The 24,798-nt window shown below is 48.1% G+C and carries 15 protein-coding genes; 1 reads left to right on the forward strand and 14 read right to left on the reverse strand.

Annotated features, from left to right (window positions below; translation table 11 throughout):
• Position 1: 1 nt before the first annotated feature.
• The 14 genes from ACXX53_RS02430 to ACXX53_RS02495 all read right to left on the reverse strand — a co-directional run bounded on the left by ACXX53_RS02430 (position 2) and on the right by ACXX53_RS02495 (position 23,604).
• Complete coding sequence (locus ACXX53_RS02430; protein ID WP_458567001.1) at positions 2-892, reverse strand: carbohydrate ABC transporter permease; 891 nt, start codon at positions 890-892, stop codon at positions 2-4.
• Positions 885-3,194: a DUF5696 domain-containing protein gene (locus tag ACXX53_RS02435; RefSeq protein WP_458567002.1), complete on the reverse strand. Its 2,310-nt coding sequence runs from the start codon at positions 3,192-3,194 to the stop codon at positions 885-887. The genes ACXX53_RS02430 and ACXX53_RS02435 overlap by 8 nt, the downstream gene beginning before the upstream one ends.
• Positions 3,181-5,262, reverse strand: coding sequence for a YIP1 family protein (locus ACXX53_RS02440; protein ID WP_458567003.1), 2,082 nt, complete (start codon positions 5,260-5,262; stop codon positions 3,181-3,183). The genes ACXX53_RS02435 and ACXX53_RS02440 overlap by 14 nt, the downstream gene beginning before the upstream one ends.
• Before the next feature lie 12 nt (positions 5,263-5,274).
• Complete coding sequence (locus tag ACXX53_RS02445; protein WP_458567004.1) at positions 5,275-6,150, reverse strand: carbohydrate ABC transporter permease; 876 nt, start codon at positions 6,148-6,150, stop codon at positions 5,275-5,277.
• Positions 6,151-6,182: 32 nt separating this feature from the next.
• Positions 6,183-7,142 carry a carbohydrate ABC transporter permease gene (locus tag ACXX53_RS02450; RefSeq protein ID WP_458567005.1) on the reverse strand — a complete coding sequence of 320 codons (960 nt, stop codon included), beginning with the start codon at positions 7,140-7,142 and terminating at the stop codon, positions 6,183-6,185.
• The gene (locus ACXX53_RS02455) at positions 7,126-10,179 is read right to left on the reverse strand and encodes an extracellular solute-binding protein (protein ID WP_458567006.1); all 3,054 of its coding nucleotides are present in this window, start codon (positions 10,177-10,179) and stop codon (positions 7,126-7,128) included. The genes ACXX53_RS02450 and ACXX53_RS02455 overlap by 17 nt, the downstream gene beginning before the upstream one ends.
• A gap of 89 nt (positions 10,180-10,268) precedes the next feature.
• Positions 10,269-11,654 (reverse strand): ABC transporter substrate-binding protein, encoded by a 1,386-nt coding sequence (locus ACXX53_RS02460; RefSeq protein ID WP_458567007.1) that lies wholly within the window; start codon positions 11,652-11,654, stop codon positions 10,269-10,271.
• 46 nt (positions 11,655-11,700) lie between these two features.
• The gene (locus ACXX53_RS02465) at positions 11,701-12,825 is read right to left on the reverse strand and encodes a Gfo/Idh/MocA family protein (protein WP_458567008.1); all 1,125 of its coding nucleotides are present in this window, start codon (positions 12,823-12,825) and stop codon (positions 11,701-11,703) included.
• Positions 12,826-12,853: 28 nt separating this feature from the next.
• Positions 12,854-13,609 carry a sugar phosphate isomerase/epimerase family protein gene (locus tag ACXX53_RS02470; RefSeq protein ID WP_458567009.1) on the reverse strand — a complete coding sequence of 252 codons (756 nt, stop codon included), beginning with the start codon at positions 13,607-13,609 and terminating at the stop codon, positions 12,854-12,856.
• 140 nt (positions 13,610-13,749) lie between these two features.
• A complete protein-coding gene (locus ACXX53_RS02475) occupies positions 13,750-14,985 on the reverse strand; it encodes a glucoamylase family protein (protein ID WP_458567010.1) in 1,236 nt (411 codons plus the stop codon).
• 26 nt (positions 14,986-15,011) lie between these two features.
• Positions 15,012-17,147: a beta-glucosidase BglX gene (gene bglX, locus ACXX53_RS02480; RefSeq protein WP_458567011.1), complete on the reverse strand. Its 2,136-nt coding sequence runs from the start codon at positions 17,145-17,147 to the stop codon at positions 15,012-15,014.
• Between the two features lie 341 nt (positions 17,148-17,488).
• Complete coding sequence (locus tag ACXX53_RS02485; protein WP_458567012.1) at positions 17,489-19,900, reverse strand: beta-galactosidase; 2,412 nt, start codon at positions 19,898-19,900, stop codon at positions 17,489-17,491.
• Positions 19,901-20,241: 341 nt separating this feature from the next.
• Positions 20,242-21,513 (reverse strand): stalk domain-containing protein, encoded by a 1,272-nt coding sequence (locus ACXX53_RS02490; RefSeq protein WP_458567013.1) that lies wholly within the window; start codon positions 21,511-21,513, stop codon positions 20,242-20,244.
• Between the two features lie 195 nt (positions 21,514-21,708).
• On the reverse strand, positions 21,709-23,604 hold the full coding sequence (locus ACXX53_RS02495; protein WP_458567014.1) for a PrkA family serine protein kinase: 1,896 nt from the start codon (positions 23,602-23,604) through the stop codon (positions 21,709-21,711).
• A gap of 304 nt (positions 23,605-23,908) precedes the next feature.
• Here ACXX53_RS02495 and ACXX53_RS02500 point away from each other — a divergent pair, with 304 nt between their 5' ends.
• The gene (locus ACXX53_RS02500; protein WP_458567015.1) at positions 23,909-24,718 is read left to right on the forward strand and encodes a DUF2161 domain-containing phosphodiesterase; all 810 of its coding nucleotides are present in this window, start codon (positions 23,909-23,911) and stop codon (positions 24,716-24,718) included.
• The last annotated feature ends 80 nt before the right edge of the window (positions 24,719-24,798 follow it).

Below are 24,798 nucleotides of genomic sequence, written 5' to 3' on the forward strand. Positions count from 1 at the left end.
ATCACCTCCTTACCTTTCGTACGGATTTGATACTGTAGTTTTCGTTTCTGCCCAAGACCAACATGACCAGGAGAAGCACGACGAATATGATGGCGAAATAGATCCAGGCAAGCGCTGAGGCATAACCGAAGCCTGTGTCCACTTGGAACATCTGATCTTTAATTAATGTAATCACTTCGTTCATCGAGTTCGTAAACAAATCGACTATGGTGTAAATGATGTTGACCAGGATAAACGGTTTAATTTCCGGCAGCGTGATCTTCCAAAATATTTCCCAAGGCGATGCACCGTCAATTTGTGCCGCTTCATAAACCTGCGTGTTCACCTTCTGCAATCCAGCCAAAAAGATTAAGATCTGTACGCCGGAAAACCATAGTATCAGAATAAACTGCTCGATGATGGCGATAAGCGGCCCGGCCAATGCAGGACTCAAATTGTTCTGTACGAGTTCTACTACGCCGTACCGTTCGACGAGCGGAATCGTCGTTGCCCCTTGGTTAAACAGTTCATTAATCACTTGTCCGCTCGTAATGACGACCGGCAGGAAGAAGATGGCGCGAAAGAATCCTTTGAACTTGATCGGCTGGTTGATGAGCAGCGCCACAAAGAGTGAAAACACGATAACGATCGGTACCATGACGACGACTTCCTTCAAGAATCCAACCAGCACTTCGATAAACTTCGGATCGGTAAGAAAAGCGTATTGATAATTGCCCCACCCGAGCGCTTCAGTCTCTATACCGTCGGTCGTGATGTACACTTTATTGAAGCTCATAAACAAGGAGTAGATCATCGGATACGCCATGAACAACATAAAGCCGAGTACCCAAGGTGAGATAAACAGGAGACCTACGAATGTTTTTCGATTTCTTCGGAAAAACGACTTATTCATGGTCTCCCCCCTTGACAGCAAAATCCTGACCCTGAACTGTGATTCCATCAACTTGAACCGGTTGAGAATTATAGTTCACTATAATTTGAACGCCGTTAGAGTATGTAACGGAAACGACGCCCCAATCCCACACTTGACGATCGATCATTTCAGCGCCCTTCACTTGGCTCAGCGCCTCATTCATTTGCTCGTACACTCCATTGACCTGTCCTTCCCAATCCTCGAACGAAGAAGTGAATAGGGAGCTGGAAGGCGTATCCTTTAGCTTCCAAGACGGCTCATGCGTTAAGTAATACGATGGATAAGCTCCATACTCGATCATTCGCAGCATCTCTTCCTTCGGGCTGGCGTAAAAATTAGCGATCGGCGCGTAGTACTCGATATAACCGTGCAGCACGATCTGCAGGAAAGGTACTGTATCCGTTGCGAACATGAACTGAGAGGAGTTCATCGCCACATCGAATATTCGGTCAGCGTGGCCCCACATATATTCATTAGGTTCATACATCGAGACCCCTTGCATGCCGTCCTTCAACGTTCCTGCAAGATTCTGATACTGCTCGGCTGACTGCTTTCTCGTCATTTGGTTAGCGGTGTTGTAATCAGCGAACAGTGTGCCAGGCGTCTTATCAACGGCCAGATGCTCGATGCCAAGCTGATTAAACTGCTTGAGATCTTTCCCCGCTATTTCTGCAGCTACCTTCGGATTCATATAGTTTATTTTAGAAATTTCACGCAGCTTATCGGATAAAAACCAGCTTTGGTTCTTCAATTCAACAATTTCGTTGGAAGGCTTCCGAACCGCTTCATTTCCAACGGAGAAACCCTTTTGGCTGCCATATGCCTGTGTATAATCGGCATGCAGGTATAGCGGAATCCCCATCTCCTTCAGATCTTGCTGCAGCTTCTCCAAACCGTCATTTCCGCCCAGCTTCTTTTCCGCTGGAAACTTGCTTGGATTGCTTCCGGTCAGGCCGCCGCTGCCCCAGCCTCGGTACACCGCCACAATGTCATTGATTCCATCCGCTTGAAATTGCGTAAAGATGTTCTTCGCCTGATCGAAATCAGTCATCGGTACGAGCTCTGTTCCGACAAGTCCCGGTTCCACTTCCGCACCGAGCAGCTCGATCCGGATCGGCATGTCATTGGAAGTCACCTCTTGTTTGGCGAGTACACCGCGATCGACCAGATAATTGCGGTATGTCTTCGCCATTCCGATGTAATCCGCATCATCATCAGATAAGAACATATAGCGGAGCTGCTTGTCCTGCGTGTCCCGCTCCTTCTCGAACATCACGAAGCCGCCCATATTTTTGCTCGTAGGCTGATAATACGGTTCGCGGAATACAAAGCTCGCACCTACCCGGTAAAAGTCCGTGTTGATTCCGCTAGGATAAGCGATAATTTGCGCATTGTACTTACCGTCTTCGATCACGGTTACAAATGCATTCTGCTTCACCCCGTGCACGATGCCGAACACGGGAATCCGGACCTCCTCTGGATCGTTCCAGCCTTCCGACGTTTGAATCGCCTCGTTCGTTCCGTAGATTTTACCTTTGTAAGGCTCGTCATAATGCATATGTGCATTCTGAAAACGGATGAGTGCTCCGCTTCCATCTGGAATGAAGATATATCCCGGCACGGAGTCCTTATATACCGCTCCGAAGAACGGATACATCTGAACGGAAGCGAGCTTATACTTCCCTTCCTCCTTAACAGACTCATTCGACAAGTACACGACAAGGCCATCCTGCTCAAGACGCAGCTCGAGAGAAAAACTGACCTGTATTTTATTCAATTGAAACGTCCCGCGGATTCCACCTTCGACTGGAGCCGTTTCCGTCACCTGTCCGTCTAACGAGAAGAAGGTTCCTTCCTTGGCAAGCGAATCTTCCCCGAAGTATTCGACCATAAACGGAGATCGCACCGTTCTTTTCCACTCTTTGTTCAATTCCGCCTTATTCATCTCTTCTTCAGAAGGAAACGAACTCCACACATACCCGCTGCTCTTGTCCGTTACCGTAAAGGAAAATGTTGCTGGATCCACATGCAGCATTAACTTCTCGTTCTCGGCCACGAGCTCAAATCCGCTCGGAACCTTTCTATTTGGCAGCTCCGCTGTCATAGGCGTTTCGGGAGCTGTATAAGAGTTCACTTTGTTCTCAATCGTTTGCGGCGCTGTTTCCTGCTGCATCACAGGCGTTGTCTTCGCTTCATTATTACTGTAAGCGGCTGCGATGGTTGTAGCGAAAACGACGAAGCAGATAAGGCAGGCGAAGGACATCTTTTTATAAATGGACACGCAACTTCACCTCCTGGTAGATAGAAACGATGAAATCTGTTACCTGATTGGATAAACCGAATAAGATAAAGGCAATCATGCCCATTACCGCAATGCCGAATATCGTAAGGCCGATATTTTTGAACGATTCGCCGATTTCATAACCGTGCACTTCCTTCACTTTGATGAAGATAAGCAGAGCGCACCAGATCACAATCGCCATATTCGCAAAGTCATAGACGACGATCTCCATTTCGGTAAGCCCTTTGGACAGTATCGTTACGGGAACGGTAAAAATGATATAAGGACTCATGGCATAAATAGTTCCCTTGTACACATCTTTAAATTTACCTTCTCCGTCGTTGATCGTACTGACAAGGTAATTCGATACGACCCAAGCAAGCAATGGGATCACGATTATGCATACTTCAGACAACAGATTGACTTGTTTCAAGTCGACATTGGAAAATAGGAAGTTGGTCTCAAACACTTTAAATAAATGAACACCTACCATGACCAGCAGCAGGATTGTCGCGGAAAGCACCGAACCTTTCTTCTCCGCTTCTATCTCCCAGTAGCCGTCAATCGGGTGCCGCAGCATCCGGAACACTTGCAGAAGCTGAGCAACCAGCGTCCTGCTCCTGAATGAACTCCACCTTTTCACAATCGCATTCGCGATACCGTATTTGCGGTGCAGAGCTTTAAATATATACCACGCCACGATAGCGATAACAAACCCGATCATAAATTTCGACGCATTGCTCATTAGCCAAGTGCGGCGAATCTCCCAGTACGCATCGGAATAGTACGTCTTGTTATTCGCTACTTCAAATTGTTCCAGCGCCGTAGCATAATCTTCTTTCTTGAAAGCCGCCATACCGATGCCGGTGTGGGCTAGATCAAAAATGCTGTTCAGTCTCAGCACATCCGTCCACGGTTCCTCACTTTGCACGTATTTTCCGTCCAAATAGTAACCGATTGCCTCATGAACGAGACCGGTAAATTCAGTCGGTTTTAAGATTTGAAAGTTGTTTCTTTGCTTATCGAGCACGTACAGATTACCTTCTGAGCTGACGGCAATGCCGGAAGGAGATTTAAACAAGCCCATCCGCTGGTTTCCTGTGTCCGTTCCTCCGAACATAAACAACAGATTACCGTCCCGGTCATATTCATATACCCATCCCGATTCGCTGTCTACAGCGAAAATGTTACCCATCTTGTCGACGGTAATATCTGCAATCGACGTTTTATAGTTGATAGAGTATGATTTGGACGGCAATAGGTTTTTGCCAGCTACGTTTAAACGTTTAATTTCTTCGCTCTTTACGCCGACCGTACTCGTATAGACGAGCCCTTCATCATCTATCGCCACATTCGTTGCTGAAGGCGGAAGCTTCTTGATCATCCTGTCCAACTGAGCATCGGTATAGAATTTTTTTTGCAAATACCGTTTCAAGTCGAAGCCTGTCTGATTCCCACCGAAAAAACCGAGAAATTCGCCTTCCTGACTCATTTGAATTAATCCGTGCACAATCCCTTGTCCAACGATGTACAGATTGCCCCGCTTATCGACAATGACTTTAACCGGTTTAAATAGATTGTCTTTCCCGTACAAAGCGGAGTCCGGTTTTCCGTATTCTTTCACGACGTTACCTTCTTGATCGAAGCACACGACAGCACCTTTGCGTTCGTCAGCGACATAGATAAGTCCGTCGTCCGTGACGAATACGCCAGTCGGTTTCTTTAACACATCCTGTCCAAAAGAACGTATGTAGCGACCTGACGAATCGAACACGACAATTCGGGAGTTGTCCGAATCCGCGACGTAGACGCGATCCTGATTATCAATGAATATATCTTCCGGACTGGATAGCGGTATTTGAACAGCTTCACCTGTATCCGGGTCTATCTCGATAATCTCATAACCGTCGACGACACCTACTGGCTGATAGGCGGTTTGCGTTTGCACGATATCGTAATCGCTCGTCAAAGTCAGCGTTGTATAAGGAACTTGAGCGAACGCCGCAGTCGGACTGAATAGGAGCAGGACGGCCATGAGCAAGAATATAACCTTTTTCATTCGATTCATTACACGCCCTCCTTATTTCAGACCTGAGTGTGACATCGTATCGATCACTTTACTTTGCATGAAGATAAAGATGATCAAGTTAGGGATGAACATAATGAGTGCCGCTGCAGCAGCCATCCCCTGCCCTGCAACCTTATTGCCCATGTTGGATGACAAGGAGCTCATATAGAACGCGAACGTCTTCATACTTTCGCTGTTCATGTATATTTGCGAAGTTTCCGTGTTGTTCCACGCCAATTGAAACGATAAGATCGCTACGGTTGCAAGCGCCGGCATTATCATGGGGATAATCATTTTAGTGAATACGGTAAAATTGTTCGCCCCATCAATCTGCGCCGCCTCGATTAAGGCATCCGGAACCTGATCAATAAACTGTTTGATGAGGAACAGACCGACCGGCATAGCCAGCAACGGAAGAATGTGCCCCATCATCGTGTCGGTCAATCCCAACTTGCTGACGATAAAATATCTTGGAATGGTAACCGCCGCTGGCACGAACATGATCGCGATAATATTCATTTCAAACAACAGTTTCTTTGTCTTGAATTTCAATTTAGATAGAGCAAATCCAGCCATCGCACTGATAATAATGCTGAAAAATACGACACAAACTGTCACGACGATACTATTGAACAAGTACCGTATCATCGGAATGGCCGTTACACTCGTCGCTTCGAACAATTGAACGAAGTTATTCCATGTCGGCTTCTCTACCCAGAAACGCGGGGGGAATAGAAATAACTCATCCATCGGCTTCAACGACTGTGTGAAGATAAACACGATCGGAAGGATCATGAAGAAGGATAACGGGATCAGAAACAAGTAAAACTTGAACTGACTTCGATCAAACCTGCTTGGATTAATTTTACTTCCTTGGAATGAAGCCATCGTCGCTCACCTTCTCTACTAATTTCGCATCATCAATCTTTTTCTCCGAACAGCCTCCAACAGAATTTAGATAATCCGTACACGACGATGAGCAGCACAACCGAAACGGCGGATGCATACCCCATGTCGTATCGTATAAATCCATAGTCGTCGATATGGTTGATGATCAATTGACCCGCATATTGCGGTGTTGGATTCGATCCTGAGAGCTGAACCCCGATCGCGCCGGCCTGGAAAGTGCCGACAACAGCCATTACCGCACCGAACAGCATCTGAGGCTTCATATTCGGAATCGTGATATACCACACTTCCTGCAGCCTGTTCTTAATTCCGTCGATGTAGCCAGCTTCGTACTGCTCTTTGTTGATATTGAGAATACCGGCCATCATCGCTAAGAATCCTACACCCATGCTGTTCCACAGCGTGACAAGGATCATCGTCCACATAATATAATCCGGAGATTGCAGCCATTGGATCGGCTCGTTGATCATGCCAATGCTCATTAGAAAATGATTCAAATAGCCGGTTGCGTCGCCGCTAAATACGACCAGCCATACAACAGCCATCGCGACGGCTGCCGTCATGGAAGGCGAGTAAATGGCCAACGTCATGAGCATGCGCGATTTTTTGGGTATCTGCGTAAGCATCCAAGCGAGAAAGAACGATAGGATATATCCGCCGGGACCGACAATCAAGGAAAATTTAAAAGTGTTCGGCAGGACATGCATCATAAAGACGTTATCCTGCGTCAGCAAGTTTACATAGTTTTTCAGACCGATAAATTCAGGCGGCTGAACGGTATTAAAGTAAGTGAATGAGAGCACGATGGCGGCAATTACCGGGATGACTATAAATAATAGAAACATCACTACGAAGGGACCGACAAACAGATACGCGCTCAATTCCCTTTTAAGACCAGCCTTGAAGCTGGACTTCGTTCTTGATTTTGGCTTCAGCTGTTGATTTAATGGATTGCTAGTTGCCGTGTTCAACGTCATCCCCCCTTGCACCGTTGTATTCGATTGTCGGAACCGTTATGGTTTGTACCGTTTGTCCGTTCACGATATAACCGAACTCTTCCAGCTTCTTCTTGATCTCACGGTTAGCTAATAGAACCGCGTCCTCCAACGCCTTCCGCTGATTGTCTCCATCAAAGACTACTTTATTCCACGCATTGCTCAATTCCCGATCAAGCATGTAGTCGCCTGGAATATGCGGAATGTCCTTCAGCCACTCCCACTGTTCAAGGATGACTTGAATATCTTCTTCCGGCCAAGACAACTGTTCGAAAGCGTTCAGATTGGACGTGTTCCAACGATAGGATGAACCATAAATCGTTTCCATTGAGTTGCCGAAGATCACCTGTGTCTCTTCAGATGTCCACCACTTCATAAATTCCCATGCTTCTTCTTGTTTACTGCTGCTGTTAAACATAATGACCGACTGTCCGGTTCCCGGAGCCCAACGCACAACCTGTCCGTTCTCGTCCTCTATTCCAGGATATGGAGCAATCTTCCACCATCCGGCTAATTCCGGCGCCGCCGTTGTCAATTGAATGTACGTGTTAAAGTCGGAGATGCCGATCGGAAGGCTTCCTTCCCGGAAATGGTTATAGAAGTTCGGCACTTGAAGCGGCAAATTATAGATCGTGAACAGATCCGTCATCAATTTAAATCCGTCCAGCGCCTCTTCGCTATCGATCGCCGTCTTCATTCCGTCTTGGGTGAACAGTTCTCCACCCTGCTGATAAATAAACGGTGCTGTCAATCTGAACGATTTCATCGCACTCGCATCAGACAACGGAACAAAGAAATTCATACCATATCGCTGCAGCTTAGGCAGCATATCGAGTACATCTTTCCATGTATCCGGTACTTCCAGCTCGAGCGCATCCATAATATCTTGCCTGTAGAACAGCACCCAAAAGTTTTGAGTTTCCGGCAAAGCGTACTGCCCTTCATCAAACGTTAACGGCAGTAAGGCACCTGGTGAGAATCGTTCATTGATCTCTTCAAAATCAGGGAACTTCGTTAAATCGGTTAACGCCCCTCTCAAGGCCAAATCGTAAGGCAGCTGCTCGTTGACCCCCATGGCTAGATCGGGAGAATCGCCAGCCGCATTTGCTAGAATCAGCTTTTGCTCAGAAGGCATAAGCGAAAACGACACCTTTATCCCTGTCTTAGGTGTAAACTGTTGATCGGCCAGCTGCTGCATGAGCATGACGTATTGTCTAGGCCGGTTCACCCATATCTCGATGGCATCCTCATCATCGCTCGAGAATTTCGTGTAATCTGTCGTAAAGGTTTGGATGAAACCAGCTGCCGATGCCTTCAGCCCTTGCCAATACGTCGCGGTAGGCGAAGGCAGCTTTTGACCGGAATAAACGTAAAACTTGTCCAGTTGAAGCGGCTGGCTAGGCAGTGTTGTCAACAAATCTCCGAGCTTCTGTGTGACCGAACCTGATCCTTGCGCCAGCTGAGCGAAACGAACAGGAATTTCTTTCGGTTCAAGAGCAAGCTGCTTCAATTGCTCAGAGGCCAGCTTCAAGTTTCGAGCATCGTCCGGCTTCTGACCGCTTAACTGCTCCAGATACGCATATTGCTCGTCCAATCGTTCGGCTAATCCGTTTAACTGATCAATAACATCAGGAATTTGCTCCGTGATGTCCCAATCTCGATACACATCGAGCGTATTCCCCGTCGCCATTTGGATTTGCAGCGAGAGGTCATTCACATCAGACATGACTTCTCTCACGGTGCTAATGACTTGCTGATATGGCGCGGCATTGGCGATGAGCTTCATTTCATGCTCGCCTTCCGTTAGATAGAACCGGTAAGGTGCCCCATTTTTATCCGACAATATTTCGTTCTTCCAACTGGAACTATAGGCAAAAGGATAGTCCAGCATTTCGATAAAGGGAACCTGCCCGTCTAACTCGATCGTTCTGAATACGGGCATATTGATTTTCAAATTTTGCTTATATTTGAAAGCGATTTCATAATAACCTGTTTTCGCGACGTTTATTTTCCAAGTTACACTCTGGCCGCCATTCTTCCATGTATCTGCTCCAAGTGTGTTCAGTGTTATGAGCCCGCTGCGATTCGGCGTTACGCTCGGATCAGAGCTGGCTGCGACCTGAATGGAGGAGTCGGATTTCGTATACGGATGCTCCGCCTCATATATAGATAGAGACGATTCTCCATCTACCCCGTCATTAATCTGCGAGTAATCCTCGTAAGTTGGTACTACTGTAGGAGAACTGATCGTGACATTGCCCAATACGACGGGTTCTCTCACATACACCATAGATATTTCATTCTTTCCTTTCTTCAAATGAAACTTCAATGGTTCGTCAAACAAATAACTGGCGTCCTTCAAGCTTTCCTTCTGCCATCCGGCCTCTTCAACAGGATAGGAGAATAAATCGTTTCCGATCTCGTCACGGTCGAATTCCGCATTCTGGTCCTTCCATTTCTTCGGAAATACAACTCTTCGTGCTTCAAAATACGGGAATTTGCCATTGATCTTAATGCCTCGTTCAACTGGTGTCATCTTTCCCGGAAGCGTATAATAATCTATCTGCATTTCGTACAGCCCGTCTTCAGGAACATCTACAATCAATTTCACTTCATCGTTGTCCTTGTCCCACATCAACACAGGCTGCTCCAGCTTTTCGCCATTGAGCTCAGATTGCAGAGAATCTTGCTGCTTCACGATAAATTCGGAAGGGGGAATGACCGTTTTAAATGCGGTCTGCTGAGACTTTACTTCCGTGCTCCAACGGCTTAAGCTTGTCGAATAATGCTCTTCCACAACATTCTCGGTATGTCGCGCAGCATTTGATCGTTCTACCGTTTCGGCGGCCGAACGGTTTCCGTCCTTCCCGTCAACTCGCATGGATTCGAGAAATGCCTTTGTTGGGTCAGGACCGTCGGCGTTTGCAAACGGCAGTTGCCCCATCGGTTGATTCAATGTAACAACGAGTAGAGCAAGAACAATAAGAACAGCTGTAGCCATCTTTTTTCTCATGGGCCGCTCCTTCTAACCGTAATGTTGGATGTCCTCTCTCCCATTTCGGGAAAGAGGACATCACTCATACCTGTTTACAATTTATGAAACTACTTGTTAGCGGCCGCTTCGATCTGCTTCCACGCGTCATCGTTGATCGCCATCGCCTTTTTCTGGAACTCGTCTGCAAGATCTTCCGGCTTGGCCGTTCCTTCTTCGAACTGCGTCATGTATGGATTGATCATATCCATTACTTGCGGATATCCCGGCACTGACTTATGAGCATCAATAAATCCGTTTGGAATCATGTCTACAATTTCCTTCATGCCCTCCGGCACGTCCTCATGGTTCAGATAAGCATCCCAAAGCTCTTGATCCTTAATGATCGGCATCGAGCTGACCGATTCTTCTACTTCGAAACGGTTCTGCCAGCCTTCTTTGGAATAGCTCATCCACTTTACAAGCTCGAACGCTGCTTCTTTATGCTTGGAGTTCTTCGACATCCCGATATAGTCGACCACGAGCGGTACTCTTTGTCCTTCTCCTTTAGGAAGCGGCTTTACAACATATTCGAAGTCCAAGTTTTTCGCGTGTCCTGGGAAAGCCCAGTTGGCATCCAAGATCATACCTACCTTAGATACATTCCATGGCGAAACGTCTTTACCGTACCACTTCTCACGTTCTTCCGGAGTGTAGGCATCAGGTGTAACTTTGTCTTTATAGACCATATCGTTTACAAGATTGATAGCTTCCGCATAGGCAGGGTTGTCGAAGTTATATTTCTCCCCATCCCAAGTCTTCCAACCTAGTGAAGGATCGATTTGGGAAGCAAGCATATCGCGCAGTCCCCAATGACCTGACATCCCGAACTGATGTTCATTGTATTTCGTCAGCTTCTTCGCAATCGATTGGAATTCTTCGATCGTCCAGTCATTAGCAGGAATTGGAATGTTCTCCTTCTCAAACATATCTACGTTAAGCAGCATGAATTGCGCAAACAATCCGTGCGGCATGGCATACTGCTTCCCGTAATAGTTGGCCGTCTGCATGACATTGTCGTAAATTATTTCCGGACTATATTCAGGATCCTTCTCCAAGTAAGGCGTCAAATCTTCTAACCATCCGTTAACGACGCCCGGAGCGATGTCAAACACCCAAAATACATCGGGCATTTTTCCGGCTGCGGCTGCAGCTGACAGCTTTTCGTTCCATGGCCATGTAATGGATTCGTCGCGCTTGACCTTGATGTTTGGATGTGCAGCCTCAAACGCTTTAATTCGTTGATCTTCGACCTTTGGATCAGCCCAGGATGCGTAAGTGATCGTTACAACTTCATCGGATTTGGTCTCTTCCGACTTATTTTCAGTTTGAGCGCTTTCTGTACCCGTATCCTTCGATTGGCTGGAATCCGTACTGTTATTGCTGCTTCCGCATCCCGACAGGAACACGCTAAAACATAATATGAGAGCCATTGAAAGTGAATAAACCTTTTTCATAATTCTCCTTCACCTCTTCTATATAATGAAAATCACTTGCTAGCAGCTAAATGTCTAATGAACACGCAGCGGACATCGCGATCACTTCTTCTGCTGTCACTTCTCGGTTCAAACGATCCGACAAGTACACACCTTCGCTAATCAGCATCGTCTGCAGGGCGATCTCTGGAGTCGGCAGCAAGTCGACTCTTCCCTGCAGCGCAGCGATCCAATGATGCTGCGACGAATCGTAAGCATCCGGATTGTCCTGCAGTTGGTGCCAGCGGTAATTGGCTGCTCCCAGATCGAAGTGGCCGTCCATATCCATCCCGCATACGTTCGTATGGAAACTGAAAGGCACATGCTGTCCATTCACATTGCCTGGGAATCGGACGCCACCCAGCGTACCCGCCAGACTGTCGCCTTCAAATTCGTTCATATGAATCGCCCAAGATTCGATAATATCCATCGTCAGGCCGCCTTCAAAACGGACAAATCCAACACCGAGCTCCTCCACGTCAAAGCCGCTGATCTGTCTGCGCTTCTCATCCATATCCAGCTCTTGATAGATTTTTCCGGTAATGGTGCTTACTTTCGGCATCTGAAGCAGATAGAGCAGGCGGGAGATGTGGTAGACTCCCATATCGAACAAGGCGCCGCCGGCAGCGACTTCCTTCTGATTGAAATATTTCGTTGCGTAACCGTCAACGTACGGTCTCCCCCGGCGTCTGAAGCCGGAAGAACGAACATGGTATATCCGGCCTAGCTTCCCTTGATCAATCAACAATTTCGCTGCTTTCGTCTCCGGTGCAAATAGGAAACTAAGATGGATATGCAGCTTTTTGCCGTATGCCTTGGCCGCTTCTAGCATCGATAAACCGTCCTTGTAAGAGCCAGCGATCGGTTTCTCGCAGTATACATGCTTACCCGCTTCCAAAGCGGCAATCGTAGCTGGGGCATGGAGATTGTTATGCAGCGCAACATCGATCGCATCGATGTCGTCGCGTTTCAGCATCTCGCGGAAATCCGTATAGATATGAGGAATGCCGAATTGTGCCGCTACTCGTTGCAGTTCTGGCTCATCGATATCGGCCGCTGCCACGATCTCGACACCTTCGATGTTTTTGTAATTCTCTAAATGAACTTTTCCGATGATGCCTACGCCGATGATGCCTATCCGAATCTTATTCATGAGACCACTCCTCTTCGAATATCACCCGCTACAGGTTAAGCCACGTATTGCGAGCGGTTGCCAGCTGCCACGCGACTTGGCTGTATTCGTTCTTTTCTGAATGATGCTCAATCCCAAGGACGCCTTTGTAGTTCGCGTCTTTCAGAATTTGCAATTTCTCTTCGCATGCTGGGATCACCCAAGCGGCCAGATGTGTATGAAATGCATACTGGGCAGTTAAACGGTCGCCATTCTCTTTGTCGACGTCCCAGTTATCAAAGTGGAGCAGTATCCCGAATGACGGATGATCTACAGCCTCCACTAATTTCTTAATGTTTTCCGGTACGCGTGATATTCCCCAATGGTTTTCCGGTCCAACCTTAAAGCCGCAGCGTTGGCCAATTTCGCAATACTCCTTATATCGCATCACGATGTATGCCAATTGCTCATCTGTCATTTCCAGTCCGTGGCCGCCCATATCGATTCGGACCGTTTTCGCGCCTAGTATTTCCGCCGCACGCAGGTTTTTCAGCGCATTCTGATAGTTTTCTTCCCGCTTCTCCTGCGTCTCTTCCCATAAATGCGCGCCATCAACGCACAGGTTCGCGAGTGTCATCTCTTTCTCGTCCATCGCTTCTTTAATTTTCAATAGATATTCTTCTTCGTAGCTCGTTAACATACCGCTCCATATGTCGGCTGTGTTCAGGTGATACCGGTACTTTACTGTTTCTAAATAACCAAAAACGTCCATCATGCCCCGTCCTGCTAATCCGTGAAAAGAAAAAGATGCAATTGAATAATCCATTGTCTACTCCTCCTATCAATCCATTCCTAGTGAAAAAATAGATTTGACTAAGACCACCTGTTTCTTACGGTTTCTAATATTGCATGCGGTTACATACAGTTAAAGGATTCCCGGCGTCACCACCTTTCCTATGACCCTTGTTACAGCTTCTTCGTGAACCCGGTCAAGGCGATCCCGCTCTGTACGAACGGATTATTCATAAACGTTTTCCATACCAACTCCGTCCGGTAATTCTCAATCATTAAGAGCGTGATCCCTTTATCGATTCCGATTACATCACTCGCTACCCAAGCCGGCGACACGTCGAAATTATAAGCATCCTGAAATCCATAGGTCCCCCACAAGGAAGGAATGGTCGAGTAATGCATCAATGCTTCGATCGATTCATCTGGCGTGAACACGATGGAACCGGCCGCGCCGCAAGGAGGAATGGTACTATCGACGAAATCGTGTTCATTGATATTTGGATCGGCCCCGTAACCGCCGCTGTACCCTGTCGGTCCATCACAAGCCGTTAACCCCCATGAATTCGCTCCGAACGTCTTGTACTGTTCAGAACGGTCGATGCAGAATTGTCGGCTTGCGAGCGATGCGAGAACAGAATTCTGGAACCAATCGATTCCGTCGCGATCGACTTTATCCCTTAGATCAAACCACGCATGGGAAAACTGATAGACAAATATCGCCCCTTGACTGCTATGTATAATCGGGCCGATCTCGCCGTACGTTCCGAACCAGCGTTCAAACTGATAAAACATTTCCGGATCGATCGGGTGTGTCGGCGATGCCGCGCCCAGAAAATACATCATGAACTGCTCTGCGTAATGATCCCATTTTCCAAAGTGCGCGCCCTTCTCGTCGCTGTAGCCCATATAGAACTGATTCGTTTCCGGATTGCAATACCAATCCCACTCCACCTGCTCATAGAGCTGCTGCGCCTTCGTTTTCACCTCGCCGCCGAAATATTCGCCGGCAGATATAGCCCCGCATATGAGAATCGCCGTATCGATAACCGACACTTCGCAATCCCTGTATTGTCTTGCTGTGTTCATATCTAAAAAGTGGAAGTAGAATCCGTGGCGTCTATCAGCATGTTCCAGCAACGTGTTCAACGTACCTAATGCACGTGTATAAGCGGCATCTCTATCAACCCAGCCCCGCTCGACGCCGATCGTATAAGCTGTCAATCCGAAGCCAATCGAGGCGATGCTGGCCATATCCGGCCGCCCAGGCGCACGGTCACGGATCAATCCATAGCCAGGACTATCAGGAACCGTATTCACTTCGTTCCAGAAGAAATCGAAGCATGACCTGCTCTCTTTTTCTAATAGCTGCTGAACAGAATCTGACAATAATCTTTCATTTGAAATAGACATTGTTCGACATACCTCCGTTTAACCAACTAATAAACTTCCAATCTTCCTTCCAGCCCTTCCTCCGAATGAGGCCCGATCCATAAAGTGAAGTATCCAGGCTCTACGATCCGCTTCCCTTCCGGTGAAATAAAGCCTAGGCTTTCGTCATCAAGGGTGAAAGTGACTGTCTTGCTTTCCCCTGCTTTCAGGTTGATTTTCTTGAAGCCTTTCAGTTCTTTGACCGGTCGAGTTAAACTGGCGAACTCATCGCAAATGTATAACTGCACGATCTCCTCTCCGTCACGGTCGCCTTTATTCGAAACTCGCACGCTGACGGCAGCGCTTTCACGAATGCTTATCCGTTCTTTGGTTAGTGAAAGATCGCTGTACTCGTATTCTGTGTAGCTTAAGCCGTATCCAAAAGGATACAGTGGCGTATATTCGCAGTCCGCATATCTTCTCATCTGCGGTCTGCCTGTTTTCTTCATGTTGTACGAGATCGGCACTTGGCCGACCGTACGTGGAATCGTGACGACCAGCTTGCCGCTCGGGTTAACATCTCCGAACAGCACATCGGCTACGGCAGCGCCTCCTTGAATTCCCGGATGCCATGCCTCCACAATAGCCGGAACATGATCCTTCAGCCACGGTATCGACAGCGGTCTGCCGTTTATTAACACAACGACGACCGGTACGCCTGTTGCATAGACAGCTTCCAGCAGCTTCTGCTGAGGATCCGTCAAGTCGAGCGACACTCGGCTGTTGTTCTCACCGCTCATGTCCGCTGTTTCTCCAACTACGACTACAGCGATGTCCGCTTGTTTGGCGGTTTGCTCGGCTTCGGCAAGCTCCGCATCCGACCCTTCCCATATGTCGCATCCTTTGGCGTAAAGGATATCCGCCTCTTCAGACAGCGCTTCTTGAATGCCTTGAAGTACAGATACAGCGTCTTCGCTTCTGCCTTGACCGGCCCAGCAGCCGAGCAGCGCGTCTCGGCGATCGGCTAGAGGTCCGATGACAGCGAGCTTACGCACTGATTTGGACATTGGAAGCAATCGATTTTCATTTTTGAGCAGAACAATCGATTGACGCGCCATTTCTCTTGCCGTTTCTACATGAGAAGGATTCATCATAATGGAATCAATCAGCTGCGGATCGGTGTACGGCCGATCGAATAGCCCCAGCGCAAACTTAACTCGCAAGATCCTGCGGACCGCGTCGTTGATCACCTCTACGGACAATACCCCTCGCTCAATTAGAGCGCTTACATTTTCGCTATAGACTCTCGCGTGCATATCCATATGCACCCCTGCGACGGCCGCTCTCAATGCCGCATCTTCTCTTGTTGGAGTGTATCCGTGCTGCACCAGCTCGTCGATGGATTCCCAATCGCTGACGACGAATCCAGGGAATGCCCATTCCTTCTGCAATACATCGCGCAGCAGCCAACGATTTCCCGTACACGGAACACCGTTCAAGTCGTTGAATGCCGACATGATCGTTCCGGCTCCCGCATCCAACGCGTGCTGGAATGGAGGGAAGTACATCTCTCTCAACCGCGCTTCGGATGCGTCGACGGTGTTGTAATCCCTTCCCGCCTCGGCTATGCCGTATGCGGCAAAATGCTTCGGGCAAGCCGTAATCCAAGGCCTATCCGTCCATCCGTTGCGCTGAATACCAGCGACTCTAGCCCGAGCGATCTGTGATCCTAAGTATGTATCCTCGCCAGCCCCTTCGGCGATTCTGCCCCAACGGGGATCCCGGCAAATATCGACCATCGGCGCAAATATCCAATGGATGCCTTCTGTCGAAGCTTCCAGCGCAGCAATTGCTGCCGTTTCCTCCATGAGGGACAAGTTCCAGCTGCATGCTTCTGCAAGCGGAATCGGGAATGTCGTTCGGTAGCCGTGGATGACATCATCCCCAATGATAAGAGGAATTCCAAGCCGCGATTCTTCTATCGCGATCCGCTGCAGCTCATTGACATGGTCTGCACCTCTGAGATTGAGGAATGATCCGATCTTCCCTTCGCGAATCATCTGGATGTCGGTATCTTTCAACGATCCGCGTTGGTTCATCTGCCCGGTCTTCTCATCCAGCGTCATCTGAGCAAGAAGAGCATCTATCTTGCGTTCGTTTTCCGGATTGACTTGAAACCGATTCAGTTGACTTTCCATAGTCATAACGCATACACCTCGCACATTAAGCTGTGATTCTTCCTACAGTTCTTATTGCTGGGCTTGCGACTGATAATAGAGCATCTAAAGTAATACGATGTCAAAAATTATGTAAATTGGTTTGTTTTTTTCAATAATAAGGTGGGAGTAAGTAGAAACGTTTCACTTTACACATAGTATCACACTTCGAAAAAGATGAAAAGGCTTACAACTGAAAAAGACTCGCTTTATTTTCGAATTCAGCTGAAAACCTTCTCGATATTGGCAATATTTATGACGATAATACAGGATTTATATTATTCCATTGAAGAGAACTATAGTGAAAATAGCTTAGGTTTAGTGAAATTTCAATAAAATTGAATTGTGAAATGATCATCTACCTTGGCATGCTTGCATGAAGTGATCAGCAGCGAGTCCCCATTTCTCTCGACGGTATAATCATCACTTGGGACAAGGCTGCGTTTCGTTTCAATAGAGATCACATCCTGCGCTTGCGTAAGTCGGAATCCGATAGCCTCTGCTGTTACGCTTGTGATTTCTGCGGTGGAATAAACGATCTTCACGTCACCGAATGTCACATTCATCGGCAGCATAACCCCGTCATTACTCTGCAATAGCAATTTTCTACCGTCAAACAAGGCGCTGCCGTGTTCTTCGACCATTAGTTCCTTATCAAAGCTATCCAGATTGATCATATGAAGAAAACGTTCACCCTGTTGATTCGCCGTTGACGTCATGAAGATCCCATGCTGCGCAAAGTCATGACTTAACGCCGCCTTGGCTCCAAGTCGTTCCAATGCTTCTTTGAACAATGGAATGTCGCAATCGTAGCTCGTTGCAATCACGATCGCTCTTCCCTTTCCGACCTTCGCTTCAAAGCCGCATACTTCACCACTACCGTAGACACTTATTATCGATTCAGTGTCACCAGTCTTAAATAACTGGGCGAAGTTCGCTCGAATCTCAGGACGAGGAGCAGCCCAACCCTCCGCGCACACAGACAGGTAATGTTCAGGTCCAGAAGTAACTGTCCCTGCCGGTACTACACTGAGCGCATCAGCCAGAATCGTACACGGCATGCCTTCCATATCAAACAGCGGAACCTCGCCGTAAAGCAATACACCGCCGCCTTCTCGCATGTAATCAACAAGCTTCTGTTGAACTTGAGCGTGTAAATAACGGGCAGAAGCAATGGCCAGCACTGGCGTTGTACGCGGATCCAGCGTCTTGTTCTGGATATCGACTGAGCCAAAACGGTAGCCGCCGAGAAGCATAGCGCGGGCCATAATCTCCCAACCGCCATAACTGCGATTACTTTCGATATTTTGGATGATGTCATTCATTTTCGCGCTGCCTGGATAGCGGTATTCAGTCATGAAGTAATCCGGAATAAAGGCGAATGCGACATCATCGCGCTCTTCATCCATCGCGGCAATTTTGTTGGAAACCGCCATCATCGTTTGAATGACTCGGGCCATCCGCGGATAGGTATAGTTGATTTCACCTTCAGGGTTAATAGGAGCCGCAAAGCCATGTCGCTCCCCGGTAAAAGCGATTCTGTCATTTCCGTCATAAGTCTTTGGAGTCAAGCGATAGTTAATACCGCCGGAGAACAGATAATAGTTCAACATCCGATTGCCCTGCGCAATACACATTCTCGTCTTAAAATCAGCAGCGGACGTATCGTATCGGCCCCCGTAAGTGCTGCCGTAGTTGCCGTCCCCACATTCAAATTCGAGAGATGTAAGAGGCTGATCTGGAAGGTGGACAGCATCCATAAAGCCGTTGATCAGGTACAGATCCTGAAAGTTATTCATCGTTAAATTGCCAAAGTATATGTCGGAACCGGACATGTAACCCGGTGCTTGGGTGTATGATTCGTATAATTGGCTGATGCCGATCGGGAATCCAAAACCGCGTCCGCCTCCCGTACCGTGAATGTTCACGAGAAACGGAATGTCGGTAACGCCGGATTCCTCCGCATAAGCCCGTAATTCCGCGACGTAGCGAGCAAAGCGATTCCGCATAAAGTGCCCAAGATCATGAAGCAGTTCAGCCGCATATCCTTCCTCCGGCGAACGTAACGCAGTCTTTCGCGCTTGCGCATCGTTAAGATCGAATGGATATCGCCCTTTCAATGTCTCTGCATCATATTGTTTGTGCAGCCAGCCAGCGAAATCCGCAAGCAAGTGATCGGTCAAATCTGGACTATTACTGCACCAAGCAAGCATTCCGATCTCATTGTCGAGTTGAACTGCAATAGTGTTGCCGCCCTTCGTATACAATCGTGGCGCAAGGACAGCCATAACTTCGGCATACCAGTTGCGCGCCTCCTGCAGAAAGCCGGGAGCCATATAATCAATCGTTCTCGTCGGCGCCGGTTTGCCGTCCCAGCCGACCGGAATGATGTCCGGATGCTTCTCGTAAACCCAATACGGCAAGCCCTCATTCTTCATTTCCGCCATAATGAACGGACCTGGGCGTGCGATAAAATAAAGATCGTTGTCTTTACACATATCGATAAATGTGCCAAGATCCAGCTCCGGGCGAGTGGCTCCCGTCAAATCGACCTGACCTTCGAGCGGCTCGTGACAGATCCATGGAATATAGGACGCTACAGCATTGCAGCCAGCCGCTTTCAGTTTAGCAATGCGGTCCTGCCAATCTTTGCGTTCGAGGCGAAAATAGTGGATCTCCCCACACATGATTAGCTGGGGCTCTCCATTCATGATGATTTGCTTGTTCCGAATATCGATCATTTCGCATGCCTTCCCCTCAATTGGATTCGAGTAAACGCTTCCACAAAATCATGTTACTGCTAAGACTCGTTACGGAGCAGACAGCACAACACGAAAACCTTGGTTGAAACGTTTCACTTTAGCTTAGAGTTTAAATCAACAAATGCCCGAAAGCAATACCGTCAATTGTTACCGATTATTCCTGCTGTTTCCACCAAAGTGGCCATTCGCGCGGGATAACATCAGCTTTCGCTTTAGAACAAAGAAAAGGATAGAGCCTCGGATGTACTCCTAGAACTCTATCCTCTATCGATTTAATATCTACTGTAAAACCGCTATCATTTCACTTAAGCCATTGTTACTTACGATTTAAGTGGAATGATACTATTTTCGATCTGCTTCATGGCCTCGTCTCCTATTTGACCCAATCTCCATACAGCAGTCCCCTTTAATTGATATCGCTTTGCGAGACCTATCTTAGCTTGAATAGATTGAGCATTCTCACTGCCCATCGATATTCCCAACAACAGCTTATCTTTAGGCACTTCCTTAAGAGCAAGCTTGATCGCTTCGTTGACTTTAGCAAGCGGCTCAGGAGCGTGTTCGCCCTCATATGCATATGCCATGATGATCAGATCATCTGCCAACGTGGCCAGCGTCTTGTAATCATACCCTTGATAAGCACCGTTTAAAGGATGCAGCACAAGCGTCAGCTTGAGGTCAGCTGCCTTCGCCTGTTCAGAAAGCAGCTTCACAAAGTCATTATAGTCCTTCTTGGCCTTAGTCTTATCCCCTGACAATCCCAGCCCTTCAAAGTCAAGCACTATCCCTGCAAAATGGTTATCTCGAGCTAACTGAATGATGTTCTTAATTGCTGCCGCGCGCAGCTCTTCATCCTCTAGCATCTTCGTCAGTTCACCCTTGACATCGCCTGCAAACACCATTAAATAGGGGCTCGTTCCACCTTGCTCCGCTTCATTGACGATCACCTCTGGTGTAATATCACCAGCTGCTGGCGGCCAATAGAAGTCTCTGCCTTCCGTCGTAAGCGTGCCCTCTTCCGTGAGCCGCGCCCAACCAAACGCGACCATATCGAATTGCGAGATAAGATCCCGCTCCTTAAAAGAAGAGATGGCGTAGAACGCTGCACTATACATCTCCTGAGGCGGAGATTGTATCGAAACCGTCTTGGTCGATTGATCCCAATTCACTTGCGCACCGAACTGGGTGCTGAAGAAGCTCAACGGTATATAGCTCGTTCCTGCTTTGGAGAATGGAGCGATCGCAAGCTCAACTTGTTGCCCATCAACGATGGCTGTCTTCTTATTCAGCTGCAAGATTACATTCTTGCTCCCTTGCTTTGTCTTATGTGTAGCTGTGATCGTTTGCAGCTCCTGATTCCATTGAACAGAAATGTTCATCGCTTCTGCAATTCCACGGAACGGGACCATCGTATAGCCATTTGTAATGATAGGCTCAGCTGCAAATTCGAGCGGATAACCATCAAGCATTATAACCGTTCGCTGCGATTGGGTCGCCTGTGCTGCCGAGGTCTCTTGTGGAAGTAGAAGTCCGATGAATAACGTAATAATTAGCGTGGTAACACATATGTAGACATAACGGCGTTTAAACAATATTATCCCTCCAATATTGCTAGACTAATAGATAGAGCTTATTCTCTTATCATACATCCCGTTAACAAATACTGATAGAGAGCACTAAGACCTAGACAAAATGGACGTGAATACTAATCCTTATATACATATAGATTCAAGGGCCGCTCCAAAGCCATAATCATGGCTTTTGGGCAGCCCCTTTGGGTATAACATTTAACGATTCAACAAGCTGCCTACATATCGCAGCAGTTCGTTCGCGCACACTGAGCAATACCCATGCTCATCGATTAAGCGCGCCGTCACTTCATTAATTCGTTTCAATTGATTCTCATCCGGAGTCTTCGTGGATGTTGTAATCTTCACGATATCCTTCAAGTCAGCAAACAGCTTCTTCTCAATCGCTTCGCGCAAGCGATCATGGCTCGTATGATCAAACTTCCGACCTTTGCGCGAGTAAGAGGACAACCGGATCAGAATTTCTTCGCGGAATGCCTTCTTCGCATTCTCCGATACACCGATCTGCTCCTCGATGGATCGCATCAGACGCTCATCCGGATCCATTTCCTCATCCGTGAGCGGGTCGCGAATCTTCTTCCAATTGCAGAACGCTTCGATGTTGTCGAGATAGTTCTCGAACAGCGTCTTCGCCGACTCCTCATAGGAATACACGAACGCCTTCTGCACTTCCTTCTTCGCTAATCCGTCATACTCCTTGCGTGCCACAGAAATGAAGTTCAAATACTTCTCCCGCTCTTCCTTGCTGATCGACGCATGCTGATCCAAACCATCCTTCAATGCACGCAATACATCCAACGCGTTAATGCACTGAAGATTCTGCTTAATAAGAGCACTCGAAATCCGGTTAATGACATAGCGCGGATCTACGCCAGACATACCTTCTTCCGTAAATTCACTCTGCATTTCCTTCAGATCATTTTCCTTGAAGCCCTCCACTTCTTCCCCATCGTACATCCGCATCTTCTTCAGCAGGTCGACGCCCTGCTTCTTCGTTTCCTTCAAACGAGTCAGGATAGAGAATATCGCGGAGGCGCGCAGCGCGTGCGGTGCTATATGGATATGCCCCATATCGCTTTGACGGATCAGCTTATGATAGATCTTCTCTTCTTGAGTCACTTTCAGGTTATAAGGAATTGGCATGACGATCATACGCGACTGCAGCGCTTCATTTTTCTTATTTGAAATAAAGGCTTTGTACTCCGATTCATTCGTGTGAGCGACTATAAGTTCATCCGCCGAGATTAACGCGAATCTTCCAGCCTTGAAATTCCCCTCTTGAGTTAGCGACAGTAAGTTCCACAGAAATTTTTCATCACACTTCAGCATCTCCTGGAACTCCATCAATCCTCGGTTTGCTTTATTCAATTCACCGTCAAAGCGGTAGGCACGCGGATCGGACTCAGAGCCGAATTCGGTTATCGTCGAGAAATCAATACTTCCCGTGAGATCCGCAATGTCCTGTGATTTAGGGTCTGAAGGACTGAACGTTCCGATGCCGATTCGATTTTTCTCTGAAATGAGTACCCGTTCAACCAGCACCCGCTCAATATCTCCATCATATTCGGTATTAAGTCTCATCTGGCAGGAAGGACACAGGTTACCCTCAATGCGAACACCCAATAATTGCTCGACTTCCTCACGCAGCTCCGTCGGAATCAGATGGAGAGGTTCTTCGTGCATAGGACAGCCTTTAATGGCGTACACAGCCCCTTCCTCCGTACGTGAAAACTGCTCCATCCCTCGTTTTAGAAGCGTGACAATTGTCGATTTACCACCGCTGACAGGGCCCATTAACAGCAGAATTCGTTTGCGAACATCTAATCGCTTTGCTGCAGAGTGAAAGTATTCTTCAACAAGTTTTTCGATAGCGCGATCCAACCCGAATATTTCTTGTTCAAAAAATTTATATCGAGTATGGCCATCACCCGCTTCTGCTCCGTACGATGCGATCATTTCATACACGCGTGCGTGTGCGGTCATCGCTGGTCGAGGATCCTGACGAAGAATATCAATATAATCTTTGAACGTCCCGGTCCAGGCTAACCGTTCGCTTTCGGCGCGGTGCTCAGCAATCCGTTTGAATATATCCATCCCCGAAAACCTCCCATGCTCCCGATTTGCAACTTAATCCTCCATCGCCGTCATCTTCTATCTGCTCGTTCTGGTTGCACGAACGCTATGATTCTCGACAAGCAGCTTGATGCAAAGCAGCTCTTTACTCAGCTTAAATTCGATATCAAAGTGTACTACATACCTATGCGAAGGGAGTGGATTAGTTTCACGAAATTTTGCGCACATGGCTCCATATCATGAGGGAGTTGGACAGATTCTTCGATAACTGTCGTGATATAATGGCAGAAGGACTGTGTCGATTGAACATGGAGGTAACAGGCATATGAGTGAAACCAAGATGAAGGAGCGACGCAAGGAAACCGATCTGTATCTCCCGATCAAGGGCTATTGGGAAGCGCGCGGATATCATGTCAAGGCGGAAGTTCGTCATTGTGACATCGTCGCCCTTCATCCAGATGATCCTGAAAGTCCGGTGATCATCGAATTAAAGGCTTCTATTAATCTGACGCTCGTGCTGCAAGCGCTCGAGCGTCAGAAGAGCTCAGCGGCTGTATACATTGCTGCTGAGCTAAAACGCGGACAGGGCGCCGGCCGCAAGCGGCTGAACGCTATAGCCGTCCTATGCCGAAGATTGGGCATAGGCTTGATGACGGTGACGTTCTACGCGCGCAAGCCTGCGTTTGTAGAGGTGCACTGCACGCCGCATGGCGACAGCGGCGTGCTGTACAGCGCGGCCGCAGCGCAGCCTAAGCGTATGCGTGCGCGCACCTCGCGGCTCGTGCGCGAATTCGACGCGCGCAGCGGCGACTACAACGTCGGCGGCAGCACGAAGCAGCCGCTCGTCACGGCCTATCGCGAGAAGGCGCTGCGCGTCGCGGCTGTGCTGCAGGGCGGACCGAACCGCCCTGTCAAGGTACGCGACGCTTGCGGCGTTGGCGACGCCGCGGCCATTCTGCAGCGCGACGTATACGGCTGGTTCACGCGTGTGGAGCGCGGCATATACGCGCTCACACCAGCCGGCGAGGTTGCGCTCCGCACCTACGCCGACGTCGTAAGCGCAGCCCTAGCCGCCGCCCCGTTAAACATCGCTCCGCCGCCCGAACGCTCGCTCACCCATGGGCCGCGGAAGTAGTGAATCAGTCCTCCCCTCCCTTGAGTTCCTCAAGCAGTCGGAGGACTGATTCCTTTTCCCCGCCACCTATCACTTGTTTA

Source organism: Paenibacillus marinisediminis (genome assembly GCF_054343325.1).

Excerpts from the sequence above, each read along its gene's own strand:
- ACXX53_RS02430 (WP_458567001.1), bottom strand. The coding sequence starts at position 892 with ATGAATAAGTCGTTTTTCCGAAGAAATCGAAAAACATTCGTAGGTCTC.
- ACXX53_RS02440 (WP_458567003.1), bottom strand. The coding sequence starts at position 5,262 with ATGAATCGAATGAAAAAGGTTATATTCTTGCTCATGGCCGTCCTGCTC.
- ACXX53_RS02445 (WP_458567004.1), bottom strand. The coding sequence starts at position 6,150 with ATGGCTTCATTCCAAGGAAGTAAAATTAATCCAAGCAGGTTTGATCGA.
- ACXX53_RS02455 (WP_458567006.1), bottom strand. The coding sequence starts at position 10,179 with ATGAGAAAAAAGATGGCTACAGCTGTTCTTATTGTTCTTGCTCTACTC.
- ACXX53_RS02460 (WP_458567007.1), bottom strand. The coding sequence starts at position 11,654 with ATGAAAAAGGTTTATTCACTTTCAATGGCTCTCATATTATGTTTTAGC.
- ACXX53_RS02465 (WP_458567008.1), bottom strand. The coding sequence starts at position 12,825 with ATGAATAAGATTCGGATAGGCATCATCGGCGTAGGCATCATCGGAAAA.
- ACXX53_RS02470 (WP_458567009.1), bottom strand. The coding sequence starts at position 13,609 with ATGGATTATTCAATTGCATCTTTTTCTTTTCACGGATTAGCAGGACGG.
- ACXX53_RS02475 (WP_458567010.1), bottom strand. The coding sequence starts at position 14,985 with ATGTCTATTTCAAATGAAAGATTATTGTCAGATTCTGTTCAGCAGCTA.
- bglX (WP_458567011.1), bottom strand. The coding sequence starts at position 17,147 with ATGACTATGGAAAGTCAACTGAATCGGTTTCAAGTCAATCCGGAAAAC.
- ACXX53_RS02485 (WP_458567012.1), bottom strand. The coding sequence starts at position 19,900 with ATGATCGATATTCGGAACAAGCAAATCATCATGAATGGAGAGCCCCAG.
- ACXX53_RS02495 (WP_458567014.1), bottom strand. The coding sequence starts at position 23,604 with ATGGATATATTCAAACGGATTGCTGAGCACCGCGCCGAAAGCGAACGG.
- ACXX53_RS02500 (WP_458567015.1), top strand. The coding sequence starts at position 23,909 with ATGAGTGAAACCAAGATGAAGGAGCGACGCAAGGAAACCGATCTGTAT.